General features: G+C 37.8%; 6 protein-coding genes. 1 reads left to right on the forward strand and 5 read right to left on the reverse strand.

Going from position 1 to position 14,872, the window contains the following annotated elements; genetic code table 11:
* Positions 1–179: 179 nt before the first annotated feature.
* From MED217_RS05855 to MED217_RS05875, 5 genes are all read right to left on the reverse strand, one after another.
* Positions 180–938 (reverse strand): endonuclease/exonuclease/phosphatase family protein, encoded by a 759-nt coding sequence (locus MED217_RS05855; protein WP_050759347.1) that lies wholly within the window; start codon positions 936–938, stop codon positions 180–182.
* A 93-nt stretch (positions 939–1,031) separates the two neighbouring features.
* On the reverse strand, positions 1,032–1,889 hold the full coding sequence (locus tag MED217_RS05860; protein WP_009779565.1) for an endonuclease/exonuclease/phosphatase family protein: 858 nt from the start codon (positions 1,887–1,889) through the stop codon (positions 1,032–1,034).
* A complete protein-coding gene (locus MED217_RS05865) occupies positions 1,889–3,628 on the reverse strand; it encodes a RagB/SusD family nutrient uptake outer membrane protein (RefSeq protein ID WP_009779566.1) in 1,740 nt (579 codons plus the stop codon). Before MED217_RS05865 ends, MED217_RS05860 begins: the two co-directional genes overlap by 1 nt.
* A gap of 11 nt (positions 3,629–3,639) precedes the next feature.
* Entirely contained in the window at positions 3,640–6,921 is a 3,282-nt protein-coding gene (locus tag MED217_RS05870) for a SusC/RagA family TonB-linked outer membrane protein (RefSeq protein ID WP_009779567.1), read from the reverse strand.
* Between the two features lie 632 nt (positions 6,922–7,553).
* The gene (locus MED217_RS05875; RefSeq protein ID WP_040532613.1) at positions 7,554–11,492 is read right to left on the reverse strand and encodes a two-component regulator propeller domain-containing protein; all 3,939 of its coding nucleotides are present in this window, start codon (positions 11,490–11,492) and stop codon (positions 7,554–7,556) included.
* Positions 11,493–11,842: 350 nt separating this feature from the next.
* Here MED217_RS05875 and MED217_RS05880 point away from each other — a divergent pair, with 350 nt between their 5' ends.
* Positions 11,843–14,866 (forward strand): SusC/RagA family TonB-linked outer membrane protein, encoded by a 3,024-nt coding sequence (locus MED217_RS05880; RefSeq protein ID WP_009779569.1) that lies wholly within the window; start codon positions 11,843–11,845, stop codon positions 14,864–14,866.
* Positions 14,867–14,872: the final 6 nt, after the last annotated feature.

The following is a 14,872-nucleotide window of genomic DNA, read 5'->3' on the forward strand; positions in this document are numbered from 1 at the left end:
AGGAAAAGAGCGTTTTAGCGAAGCACATAAAAGAAACAATATTGAATCTTCAATGTTGAATTTTAAATATAAAGGAGGGTACTTGTATACCCATAGGGTGAGGCTTTGGTACTCACTAAATAGCATACTGCTATATACAACGGCGTGAGTTAGTTATTTTAAAATACATTTATTTCAGGTTACCATTGAAAATTGGCAAATACCGGTAAATGATCTGACGCATAGTGTTCATCAATGACGCGATGATTGTTCAGTCTGAAAAAAGACTTTGGTTTAAATGCTATAAAATCAATAGCCTTTGACGGATTTTCTACGGGGATTGTGGGTGGACAAGAGGAGCAGGTTCTTGTAAATACGCTGTCTAGTGAGGCAATTACTGGGCTGTTTGCTACAGCATTAAAATCTCCAGCCACCAGCACAGGTTGGTTTAAATTGGTAGTGATATTCAATAGTTCTGCTATTTGTAAGATCCGGTTGGTATCTTCTTTTTGAGAGTCTAAATGGGTACTTGCAAACCAAATGGTTTGCGCATCCGGTAACTGGATCAATGACAGCGCCAAAACTCGAGGTTCTCCTTGAGTTTCAGGTTTTGAAGGAAGTTTATAGACCTTAGATGCTATAATAGGGAATCGAGAAAGAATAGCAACACCGTAGGCTCCGTTTTGAAAATCTATTGACTTACCAAAGAATACCTGCATTCCCAGGGCATCTCCAATCTTTTGGGCTTGGTTTCCTGAGCCCGAGCGCTGCGTATCGGAATCGATTTCTTGTAAAGCAACGAGATCTGCATCACTATCTTTGATGACTTGAATGATGGCTGAGAGATCTATACTGTCCTTATGCATCGGCGGATTCGCGTGATGAATGTTATAGCTTAAGACCTTCAATTGATTGGAGGAGTTTTCAAAAGTAGCCGTGGAGCCCTCTTGAGAAAGCATTGGATAAGAGGATAAAAAAAGGGTTATCTTGAAGATAATCCCTTTAGTCATTTTTGTATGCATAGTGTTGTACGGGTTCATTAGGTAAAGCTACTAGTTCTCTAAAAGTTCAACTTTAGCAATCACAGGAAAGTGATCAGAGATATAGCGCTCTCCGCGTTGTCCATCTAAAATTTGTAAAGTTAAGGGTTGCACCCCTCCCGAGTAGAATATGTAATCTATTCTACTATCTGAGGTTCTTCCTGTCGCATCCCATCCATTAGCACTGTATTCGGGACCATAGATCTGATCTGCATCTAGATTAAGATACGGATCTTTCAATCCGGAGCTTAAAAGGGTAGCGATAGCCTCAGTTTTAGGCGAACTATTAAAATCACCTGTAAGTAACACTGGGGAGGTTCCGGTAATTTCCTTAATTTTTTGAGTAAGTAAAGCTGCACTTGCTATTCGAGCTTGTTTTCCTCGGTGATCAAAATGCGTATTGAAGTGAAAGAAGCTTACTCCAGAGTGTTTATCTTTAAATAAAGCCCAAGTTACAATACGGGGTAAAGCCGCGTCCCAACCCTTGGAAGCAACAACATCTGGTGTTTCTGAAAGCCAAAAGGTATTGCTATCTAAAACTTCAAAGCGCTCTTTTTTATAGAAAATCGCAGAGTACTCTCCTTGAGTTGCACCTTCGCGACCTATACCTACGTGCGCGTAATTAGGTAGGAGTACTTCCATATCCAAAAGTTGGGTATGGGTGACTTCTTGGGTACCAATAAGGTCTGCTTGATGAAACCGAATACTGTGGGTAAGCCAGTCTTTTCGCTGCTCCCAAATATTGATTCCATCGTCAGGACTATTATAGCGTATATTGAACGAACTTATTACAAGTTCCCTCTTGCTTTTCTGAGCATTTGCACTGCTGAATAGGAGCAGTGCAAATGCAATAGATACTAGTGTTCTCATTAGTTCCAACCAGGATTTTGTTCCAGATTAGGATTGAGTTGTAATTCTATACGTGGTATAGGGTACAGGTAATCCTTATTTTCATCAAAACTTCTGTTGTTAAAATCCGGATGAGGATCAATCAATCCATTCATATCCAAGGTGAAATCTGAATCTAAGCGATAATATTGAATTCCGCTTATTGGATTCGCTGGTCGTTCTCCTTCATAAAGCACGACATTAATAGCACCATCTCCGGTAAGGTCATATTCACCGGGTCCGGGGAAGTATAAACCTCGAATAGGTTGGGTAAGGGTTTGGCCGGCTTTCCAGCGCACCACATCATCCCATCTGAAGTTTTCCATATACAATTCAATGCGTCGCTCTCGTCTTATTTCTAAAATAACACCAGTATTTGCTCCGGTTACACCGGGATACTGAGCTGCCATAAACGAATCTGGTGCTGCATTTGCTGTATCCAGATTCAAATCAGGCATACCAACGCGTTGTCTTAGTAAATTGATGGAGTTATTGAGATCTTCTTGAGATAGCGTTCCTAATTCAGCTTTAGCTTCTCCATAATTCAAGAGCACTTCTCCAAAACGATAGATCGGAAGATCAGTAATAGACTGCCCATTGGTATCATAAACCGGCTCGGTCACATACTTTATGATTTGATAACCGGTAACTGTAGCTCCAAGATTAGGAGCCAACTCGATACTTTGTCCTTTTCGGGTATATCCCGGGGTGCGTATCGTCTGTGCTAAACGAGGATCTCGATTTTGAACTTCTTCAGTAAAGGACAGTTGATTATAGCCTGCTCTATCTGTAAAACGCGTTCCATCAGCATTCAGATAGCTATTTACAAGATCTTTCGGCATACCTGGACGACCATACGAACTTGTCGTGGTGTAGTAATTTACATTATGACCAATATTGAGATCTTCCGAATACGCACGTGCTAAGATCACCTCAGTTTCATTGGCATCTTGTGAATTAAAAAGCTCTAGATAATCTTGTTCCGGATTTCCTGTGCTGTAAATCTGATAAGGAGAATCTTCAATCAATGCAGTTGATGCAGCTACAGAGGCTTCTAGGTATTTTTCATAACCGTCAATCCCTCTGTATTTCTCGTAAGTTCCTTCATAAAGTCCGATCCTTGATTTTAAGGCCAAAGCCGTGTACTTACTCACTTCAAATGTATTTTGCTCTTCATTAAGGTTTTCAATGGCCCAGTCTAGATCTTCAAGCATTTTATCAACAACATACTGTCTTGAATCTCTAGGTTTGGTAAGAGCTTCAGTATCGTCTGGAGCTATGGGAGCGTTATACCATGGTAAAGCGCCAAAGCGTTGAAACTTATCAAAGTAAAACCGTGCTCTAAAAAAGCGAGCTACCCCTCCGTAATGGGCTTTAGCTGCTTCATCATCAGATTTTTCGTATTCCTGAAGAAAGAAATTGATGTCACGCAAATATTCCCAATTCCAACCGCCTCCGGTTGTAGGTACTAGCCGTGCGCCACGCATTTCTTCACTCAATTCGGTTTGTATAATATTGTCTGTACTCGCTTCTCCGTTGTAGATGGAAGTACTTGGCCACATCCGGTAAAACCCGTTGGTGTACAATTGAAGGTCACTAGCGGTATTGAAAAAGGTTTCAGCAGTAATTTCAGATAGCGGTTGCTTGTCTAAAAAATCATCACTGCACGAACTGATGCTGGTTGCAACAAGCAAACCGGCGAGTATATGTTTAACTTTCATAAGGATGTTTTTTAAAATTTAAGAGATAAGCCTAAAGAATAGGTTTCTGAAAATGGATTGGTTTGAGCTGTTCCTCGATTTGCAGAGGTAGAGGGACTGTTTAAATTCACAGAAGCACTTGCGGCTTCCGGATCGATATAATCGGTCAGTTTAGAAAAGGTCAGAAGGTTTTCGCCACTAAAGTAGATACGCAGTTTCGTCGCAGCGGTTTTTGATATCAGTCCGTCAGGAAGTGTATAGCCTAAGGTCAGATTTTTAAGTCTGAGATAGGCCACGCTTTGCAAGTAGCGATCATTTACTTTTTCTAAAGAACCACCAAGCGCGATATAACCGTAATTTCGGGGATAGTAAGCATCAGTATTTTCTGGGCTCCACATATCGTCTACCATATCTTTTCTGATATAAGAATTATAGGGTCTGTTGTAAGGTCCCCAAAACATTCGAGAGTCTGAATTAGGATACCAATCTTGTTTCCCTACACCCTGAAAGAACACGGAAAAATCAAAGCCTTTCCAATTTGCATTAGCCAAAAAGCTGTATAAATATTGCGGAGCAGAATTCCCAATAATTTCACGGTCTCCAGGATTGTCCACGGTATTTTCACCTTCTCCTATATAGCCATCACCATCAAGGTCTCTGTATTTTACATCGCCAGGTTGTAGCCCTCCTCCGGATGTGATTCTATTGGAAACAAAACTCTGGTCTGCGTGATTGGCAATCTCTTCTTCGGTTTGAAAAAGTCCATCTATGCGATATCCCCAAAGTTCCCCGATGGTCATCCCTTCATAAAAGTCTACCAGGCTACGGTTAGGATTATCAAAGTTGGTTATTTTGGTTTTTGAGTTGGAAAGGTTCGCAGTTACAGACCAGCTGAACGTATCTTCAGCTAATTCAAAATAGTCATTATAGCTCACTGAAAGTTCGAATCCTTTGGTTCTTAAATCGGCAGCATTTTCTAAAGGAGAAGCAGTACCTAAAACACTAGGTAGTGTTGCCCCGGGTGAAAGCATTCCTTCGGTATCTCGTTGAAACCAATCAAAAGAAGCAGACAAGTGGTTGTTGAAAACCCCTACATCAACTCCGAAGTCAAGCGTACTTACTTTTTCCCAGGTGATCTCGCTAGGGTTTAAGGCTGGAGATTCGATATAGTTTAAACGACTTCCATTAAGCACGTAGTTATACAATCCATTAGGTAAAGTCGGAAAATAGGCATAGTTACCAATATTTTGATTTCCTAGAGAACCATAAGAAGCACGGAATTTCAGCAGGTCAAAGGTTTCTCCTGTGGCATTTTCAATAAATTGCTCTTTGTTTGCTAACCAAGCCCCTGAAAAGGATGGGAAGAATCCCCATCGATAGGCAGATGGAAAACGTGATGTTGCATCATATCTACCATTAAACTCAGCTACATATTTATCTTTATAATCATAGGATAGTCTGTAAAATAAACCTTGAAGCGCCCATTCTGATGCACTACCAGAGGTAGTAGGATTCGATGTTGCCAGTCCTAAGGAGTTTAAGTCATTTGAAATTAAATTTTGCTTACTGGCGTTGATGCTTTTGGTGATGAACGTTTCTTGGTTGAAACCAATAGTAGCTTTTACATTATGATCTCCAAAATAACCTTTGTACTCGCCATATACGTTGAGCGCATCGTATTTACTTTCAGTTCGATATTCATTAAGGTAATCATTTCCCATAAGATCCAATTGTTCAGGATAAATAGAGTAGGGGATACGGGTCGAGCGTTGAAACCTGCTATACTCATTACGTCTGATAGCATAGTTTGCATTTAAGGTTACCCCTTTGATGGGTTTAAGTTCTACAGAAGCGATGTTACTAAACTCATTATTATTGGTTTGCTGTTTGGTGGTTCCTTGTAATAGTCCGGCATACACACCGTCACCAATCGTATAGTTATTCAGTTCCGTACGCCATAAGGCACCTCCATCAGGATTTACAGGAACATAGGAAGGCAGTGCGTGCACCCATATTAAACTTCCCCAAAGGTTGCTGTAGTTTCCATATTGGCTACCACTGTGCTCCAGATCTTCTGAGCTGTTGTACTGCATATTGTTAGAGAACGATAACCAGTCTGTGGCTTTGATATCAATTTTGCCACGTAAATTGTACTTATCGTAATAGTCGTCCTGAACTTTCAGGATTCCTTGAGATTGAAAATTACGATAGGAGAAATAAGCTTTGATTTTTTCAGAACCTCCGGAAACAGAAGCATTATAAATTTGTGTTGGATAGGTCTTTCTGAAAAAAGTATTCCACCAGTCCGTATAGCCGTAGTGCACATATTGATCACGCCCATTGCGCTGGTCAATAATGACACGGGCTAGAGAAGGGTCTTGGGAAACTTCATAAAGCGCCTGCATATCTTCTTCCGTATAACCGGTATAAGACGCTCCGCTGTTATTTCTAAAAGCTTCATCCACGATGGAAACTGCTTTAAAAGGGTCAGTAAGAAAATCGGTGTTCATCGTTGGGGAGTTAATAGCTGTGGTCACTCCCAGATTCACTTGAACATTACCTTTATCCGCATTTTTAGTGGTTACTAAGACCACACCAAAGGAACCTCGCGCTCCATAGATCGCGGCGGCTCCGGCATCTTTTAAAACACTGATTGATTCAACATCACTTGGATTGAGGTTGCTCAAGCTTCCTTCTATACCATCAATAAGAATCAGTGGTGTTCCGCCATTAATAGAAGTAAAACCTCTGATGTTAATACGAGGTTCTGCACCTATTTTACCGGTACTTTGAGTAACATTAAGTCCGGGACTTAGACCCTGAAGACTTGAGGTAACGTCGGCTACGGGTCTCTGTTCTAAATTTTCAGTGTTGACCGTGCTAACTGCGGTAGAAAGTTTTTCTCGGCTGGTTTCACCATAACCTACGACAACCACTTCATCAAGTGCATTATTATCTGCTTGTAATTGAACTTGGATCGGGGCCAAAGATTCAATGGTGATTTCCTGAGTGGTAAATCCTATATAGGAAATTTTAATTACCGCAGGTAATTGAGAAACATTAAGTTCAAAGTTACCATCAAAATCAGAGGAGGCCCCATTGGTGGTATTTACTTCCATAATAGAAGCTCCCGGTAAAGGCATTCCTGTATTGTCAAGAACCGTTCCTGTTAATTTTTGCTGATCGATGTTTGTGTTTAATGGAACGTTGGCCGCATTAATATTGGTTGAGCAGTAGAGTAATAAAGTAATCGCGACCAAAAATTTGGGCACAAGGGCAGGCAATTCAAAAAATTGGAGTAATTTGTTTTTCATCAGAATGGAACTATGGATTTGTACTGTAGTTTTAGTTTTAATGACCCGTTTCTGGTGCAACAGAAACGGGCTTTAAATTTTTGGGCTAATTCAATAAATGTGTCTTATAATAGGGTCATTAAGAGGTTAGAATTTTCTTTGAAGACAAAAAAACGGCTTATATCTTCCAATTGGATTAACTTAATTTTATCTAAATCTTAAATAGTAAATGGTTTTAGTTAGAAGCTTAACCTTGAGTTTACAAAGTAGCGGAATAGAAAAAGTTGGGTTAATCTACTTCTATGATAATCTTATAAATGGGAAAACATGAGGATCATTACGTGAAATTACATTGTATGATTCTCGTGCAAGTTCTTTAGCGCTGCATTTAGATAGCGACCAATTCTGTGGAAGGATAAATACTTATGAAGTGGAGAGCTGCCCAAAACCTATACACGATCATACATAAATAATTGGCCTGAGCTGAGTCACCTAAAGAATATTAGGTTAAATAAAGGTTCTAATTTATGCTGGCTAGGATCAAAAATCAAGACATATTTAGAGATTAAATATAAGGTTTGCCTTAAAATACTCGCCTTATAGTATAACAACTCAAAGTCTACCTTTCTATGAATCGCTTTATATACCTAAATTTAATCAACTTTCTTTAAAAATTCAGATGGTGGCATTCCAAAGTGCTTTTGAAAATTTCGGCCAAAGTTGGTTTGTGATTTATAACCAACCTCCTCAGCGATTTCAAAAATTTTCTTGTTTGATGTTTTCAATAGAAATGCTGCTTTTCTGAGTCTACTTACATTTATGAGTTCGTTGGGGGATAGTTCAGAGATTTCTTTTATTTTTCGGTATAATGTTGATCGGCTCATATTCATTAAGCGAGCTAATGACTCTACATTAAGATGAGGCTCTTCTAAGTTTTGCAAAATTACCGTATCCAATTTGGAAAGAAAATTTTGGTCGGAGACAGAGGTTGACAATGACTTCAAATGGGCTAGAGGCGAACTACTATAATGCCCTAAAATCGTTCTTCTATTTTCAAGAAGGTTCGAGATTTGTACTAAAACATGATCCATTGAAAATGGTTTTGAAATGTAGGCATCTGCACCTGATTCTAAGCCTTCAATTTTTGCGTTTAAAGCACTTTTAGCTGTTAATAGGATTACAGGGATGTGACTAGATTTAATGTCCTCTTTGATAAATCGACATAATTCAATTCCATTCAAAATTGGCATCATGACATCACTTATTACAAGTTGAATTTCGTATTTCGAAATATAGTCTAAGGCTTTCTCACCGTTCCAGGCTATTATAACATTATAAATAGAAGACAGTTCTGAATACATGAAATCTGCAAGCTCTCGGTTGTCTTCGGCAACTAAAATAGTCGGTATATTTTTATTAAGATTCGGTGTGCCGTGAGTAGATGGATGAGTACCTATGGAATCATAGTGTTTGTGCACATTTTTTAAACCTTCAGATTGATGAATAGGCATTTGTAAGATGAACGTATTCATTTTTATCTGTGGTTCAAAATATAAGCTACCGTGGTGCAGCTCGGTCAAAGAGTGAGCGAGTGATAACCCTATTCCTGTGCCTAGATTAAGGCGATCTCCTGGAACGCGGTAAAAAGGTTCGAAGATTCGTTTTTGAAGTTCCGTTGGGATTAATTTTCCGTCGTTTTGTATCGTTATTAGAAAGTCTGATTCTACTAATTTGAGATTGATTAAGACTTTGCTTTTAGAGTATTTAATAGCATTGTTAAAAAGGTTACTCAATATTTTTTTTATGGCTTCTTCATCTACAAATACGTAGATAGGTTCTTCTGTTTTTAAAAGTGAAAATTCGAGTTGTTTTTCTTGAATCATCTGACTGAAACGTACATAGGTCTCTTCAAGAATCTCATTGATGTTGACCTCTACGAAATTCAGTTTTACATGCTGCATTTCCGTTTTTCTAAAATCGAGCAATTCATTTACAAGGTTTAAAAGTCTTGAGGTGTTTTTCTCCATAATACCCAAATTTTTGGGTATTTCGGGGGACTTATAAGAGCTTTTTAAAAGCTTTTCTAAGGGGCTCTTTATCAGGGTCAGCGGTGTGCGTATTTCGTGAGCAATATTGGTGAAAAATTCAATTTTTGCTTGATAGATTTCTTTTTCTTTAGCATTTTCCAGCTGACGTATTCTGCTATTATTTTTATCCTTAGTATAGCGGTGATAGTATTGAAGCGATAAAAACGCTATAACTATAAACAAGAGAATATATAAGGAGTATGCGGTTCTACTGGCAAAAAATGGAGGTGTTATTTCAATTTCTAGAAAATCGTCATTAGTACTGCAAACACCGTGGCTATTTAATGCTTTAACTCTAAATAAATATGTGCCGGGGGGAAGTTGAGTGAAATTGACCTCGTGATTTTTACCTAGGCTTATCCAGTTATCGTTAAGACCTTCTAGTTTATACCAATATTTGGTCATCTCAGGTGCGGTATAACTCAGGGTAGCAAATTCAAGTTTAAATGTGGATTGTTTATGAGTAAGACTCAATTTACTTGAAAAGGAAATTGATTTATTTAGAGGTGAATTAGCATTCTTGACACTTACTTCTTTGTTGTTAATTTGAATATCAGTGATATATATGGGTGGCTGATATGTGTTTTTAATAAAGGTATCAGGGTTAAAGCTGACCAGACCGTTAACGCTACCAAAATACATGACACCTGATTCGTCTTTAAATGCTGAACTGTAATTAAACTGGTCACTTAATAAACCATTCGATTTAGTAAAAACTTTAATCTTCTCATTAACAGGATTGAATTCTACAAGACCGCTGGAAGTGCTAATCCATAAATCTTTATTTTGATCTTCAAGAATAGAATAAGTTACATTGCTTGGGAGTCCATCACTTTTGGTTATTCTTCTAAAATTTTTCTGTTCAGGATTGTATTTATTAAGGCCGTTTTCCGTGGTCACCCATAGCCGGTTTTCTGAGTCTTCAAAAATACCATTAATGACATTAGTACTAATACTGTTCGGATCTTTACTGTTGTATTTAAAAAAGCCTTTTTCCCCGCTTTTAGGATTGTAATAGTACAAACCATCCCAATAAGTTCCCGCCCACAAAACCCCTTGATGATCTTCAATTAAATAGGTGTAATGATAGGCTTCGGGAAAAGCTGTTACAACTTCAAATTCATTTAAATCTTCTTGAAAGCGATGAATTCCCGCAGAGGTTAGCACATAAAGATCTTTGTTTTTGGCTTCAAAAATATAGAGTATAAAGTCACTGCGTAACCCCTCGCCATTTTTCCCAGAGCCATAATGCTTGATTAATTTTCCAGTCTTGATATTAATCACATCAAGACCGTGTTCAAATGTACCTATCCACAATTCATCATTGCGAGCTAGTAACCCATGAATATTATAATGAGCAATGGGGCCTTTATTTTTTACTGAAGCATAATTTTTAAATATTTCTGTTTGAGGGTTCAGGCGGTTTAAACCTGCATCTTCAGTTCCAATCCACAAATTACCGTAATTATCCTTTTGAATTTCCCTGACAGCATTGCCACTAATAGAGTTTTCACCCACTCGTGGAAAGTAACGTTTAATAGGGGTGTATTCTTTTGGGAAATAATTTACACCACCAAAATAAGTGCCTATCCAAACCCCATCTTCTTGGTCAAGAACCAGGCAGTAAATGGCATTATCAGATATAGAGTAGGGATTATTGTAATTTTTTTTAAAGTTGTCTAAAACTTTAGTTTTAAGATTGTAAATAAAAATTCCAGATTCGCTTGCAATCCATAGTTCGTATTTATTTTTCCTTAGAAATTTTCTGACAAATAATGGATTTTCTTTCTCTGAAAATAAACTTGTAGTGTGGTTATTCACGAGAGTATGCGTCAGTACACCGTTATCTTTAGTACCTATATATAAGGTGTCATCAGCAATGTCTGCTGCGATTTCGGTAATGTTTACATTTCCACTAGAGTTAAAACCCAGATAAAGTTGCTGTAAAGAATTGGTATCTTCAACATAGGTGTATATCTGCTCAAAACTTGAAACGTAGATTTTGCCGTTTTCACTTTTGGATATAAATGAGAAATTGGCCTCTTTAAAAACTTCTTCAGAATTATCAATAAGAGATTTCTTATATAAATTTCCTGAGGCTATATACCAGATGTTTCCTTTATTATCGTGGGTGATGTCAAGAATAGGTAGATCTTTTGTACTATTTAAGAGACTAAACGATTCGGTTTGTTCGTGGTATTTAAAAAGACCGGTATCTGTGCCTACCCATAGGGTGTTGTCGAACTCATATAGACAACGAATAAAATTGCTTCCTATACTACTGGAATCATTTGGGTTATGCTGAAAAATTTTATAGCTGTATCCATCAAACCTATTGAGTCCATCTTTAGTTCCAAACCACATAAATCCTCGATGATCTTGCAACATACTAATCACCGAATTATGGGATAAGCCATCTTCCACTCTATAATGATGAAAATTGGGACTTTGACAATAGCTATTGACGATCCAAAAAGTTGCAATTAGGAAAAAACTGAATTTCATAAATACAAAGCACGTAATTAAAACACGATTTGAATTAATACATCCGTCCTATACTTCGACGATTTGTTTCAAAAGGTCTAAAACTTAACTTTTTCTTAAAGATGAACAGAAGCGTCGAAAGATTGAAACACCAATTCAATGAACTTTCGAATTAAAATAATCTCCTTTGTAGTGAGGCGAAATGATAAAATAACACCCTTTCTATTGAGGTATTAATAGAATTGAATATCAAAAAGTAAAGTATTGTTAAATTAGGGCAATAAGCCTTTTTCGTTTTAAGGGTGTTTAATAATTGAAAACTTCATTAAATCGTCTCAATTAACTAAAACTAAAATTTCAAATGAAATTCTATGAAAACTAATTTACGTAACAATTTAAAGTCGATCTTATTCCTGACTTTGATTGTTTTTTGCTTTAATCAATCGTTTGCGCAAGAAACAGAAATCACAGGAACTGTTACCACTACAACTGGAGAGCCTATTCCATTTGCAAACATTTTAATTAAGGGCACATCACAAGGAACTTCTGCTGATTTTGATGGTATTTATTCCATATCAGCAGCAAGCGATCAGATATTGGTGTTCAGCTATGTTGGGTTTAAAACATTAGAAGTTCCGGTTGGAGATCAAAAAGTAGTTGATGTTCAATTGCAAGAAGATGTTGCAACTTTAGACGAAATCGTTGTAGTGGGGTATGGTACCCAAGATAAAAAAGATCTTACCAGTGCTATATCGGTGGTTAAATCTGACCAAATTCAGAAAAGACAAACAACTACGGTAGCTGAAAGTTTACAAGGTTTGGCGACTGGGGTTAATGTGCGTGGTGGTGGTCAACCAGGGCAAGAGGCCAAAATTGAAATTCGTGGCTTAAAAAATCTTCAAAATGCCAATCCGCTATACGTGATAGATGGATTAGTGACCACGGCCAACCGTGATTTTAACCCTAATGATATTGAGTCTATTCAAATCCTTAAGGATGCAGCTGCAGCTGCAATCTATGGTTCACGAGCGGCAAACGGGGTAATAATTATTACTACTAAAAAGGGTAAACAGGGGCCCTTGCAAGTTTCAGTGAGCTCAAAATGGAGTGTAACTGAGGTTCCTCGATATGATTTAGCCGGGCAAGAAGAGTTTGTTCGTTTAAACAATATGGCTTATGATAATGCTGGTATTCCTAGGCAAGATTTAAACCTAGATGTAAACACAGATTGGCAGGAAGAAGTATTCCGTACAGGCCTTATTCAAGATCAGAATGTAAGTTTTTCTGGCGGTGGAGAAAACTCCTCTTACTTTATGTCTGGTAATTATTTTGGTAATAAAGGAACTGTAATAGGTACAAAATTTGATCGAGTATCCTTTAGGGTAAACAGTAGTGGTACCAAGGGAATTTTTAGTATTGGTGAGAATCTAGCGCTTTCTAACTCTAAAAATAATGAAATAGGTGGACCGGAAGCGTTACGTGGAAATCCATTTATTGATGTAGTAAGATTATTTCCTACTATTCCAGTATATGATGAAGATAATCCAGGTGGATATGGTTATGGTAAATCTGGAGTCGCAAATACTTTTGCTGCGAATCCAGTGGCCATTTCAAATCTTATTGATCAATCGATACAAAACTTTAGAATTCGAGGTAACGTATGGGCGGAGCTCAATCCCTTTCCTTTTTTAAAGTATCGAGCGAGTTTTGGCTATGAGACTAGTTTTGACAATTTCAAATATTTGAGAAAAGAAGGTAGCTGGACGTTGAATCAACCTTATGAGGCATCATTTACCAATCAAAACAGGGCCCAATCCCAAACGAAATTATTAGAAAATACGTTGACTTTTACCCACGATTTTGGGAAGCACGGTCTTACAGTTCTAGCAGGTACGACGTATCAGAAGGATAGCTACGAACAAATAAATGGATTAAAGAGAAATTTGCTTGTCAACCCGAATACTGGAGAATACTTTGACGTTTTAGATTTAGGGGATCAAGCACAAGTAGGTGGATTTAGAAATGAAGCTTCCTTACTTTCTTACTTAGGAAGATTGGAATACAATTATGACGACCGGTATTTATTGAATGCAGTATTCAGAAGAGATGGCTCCTCACGCTTTAGTGATGCTAATAAATGGTCTAATTTTCCGTCACTCTCGTTAGCCTGGCGTTTGAGTAACGAATCTTTTTTTAATATAGAATCCATTAGTGACTTGAAACTACGTGCAAGTTATGGAGAGTTAGGGAGTGGGAACATAGGCAATTATGAGTATCAAGGATTTATAAACACCTTTGGTGCGATAGTTTTAGGTACAGGTCAGAACTTGACCCCATCCGCTACACAGGTCAGACTTGCTAATTCAGAACTGCAGTGGGAGACCTTAAAACAGACCAATCTAGGTTTGGATCTAGCCTTATTTAAAAATAAACTTCAAATAACAGCAGATTACTTTATTGCAAAGACCGAAAATGTGCTGTTTGGTTTTCCAATTTTATTATCGACAGGTAATGATGGTGGAAACCCTATTGCAAATGCAGCAACCGTTGAGAACAAAGGTTTTGAATTGAATATAGCCTATAACAAAGTCATCAATAATGATTTAAGTTTCAATGCTTCTTTAAACTTCACGAAACTTAACAATAAGTTGGTTAAACTAGGGAATGGTTTAAATGAAAGTATTCAAGGAAATACTATAACCAGAGCAGGCGGTCCTGTGGGTATGTGGTATGTATTGCAAACTGACGGCTTGTTTCAGAGTCAAGACGAAATAAACAATTATACGAATTCTGAAGGAGAGGTTATTCAGCCAGGAGCTGTACCAGGAGATATACGTTTCGTTGATTTTAATGATGATGGTGAAATTACTAATGAAGACAAATCAATTGTAGCAAGCCCGTGGCCAGATTTTGAGATGGGCTTCAACGCAGGTGTTACGTATAAGGATTTTGATTTCTCAATGAACTGGATTGGTTCTTTCGGAGCTACCGTTTACAACGGATATCGCAGTATAGTAGATCGTTTTGATGACGATAGTAATTACCGGGCCGGTGTACAACCTTGGACTCCAGAAAATCCAAACACCGATTTTCCTAGGATTGTAAAAGGAACAACGCTCAATTCACGGGCAGATAGTGATAGATGGTTAGAGGATGGAAGTTTTGCCCGCTTAAAATACATCGGATTAGGATATAGTTTGCCTCAAAATACTCTTGAAAAAATAGGATTTTCAAAAGTTCGTTTGAGCCTTTCTGCTCAAAATATAATCACGATCACGGGATATGAAGGTCTAGATCCTGAGTTCAGCAATAGTAATATTTTTCAACGAGGTGTAGACTTAGGTTCCTATCCTAACGTACAAACTTATTCATTAGGAGTAGAATTTGGTTTCTAAATAAAA

Source organism: Leeuwenhoekiella blandensis MED217, from assembly GCF_000152985.1.
GTDB classification, from domain to species: Bacteria; Bacteroidota; Bacteroidia; order Flavobacteriales; family Flavobacteriaceae; genus Leeuwenhoekiella; species Leeuwenhoekiella blandensis.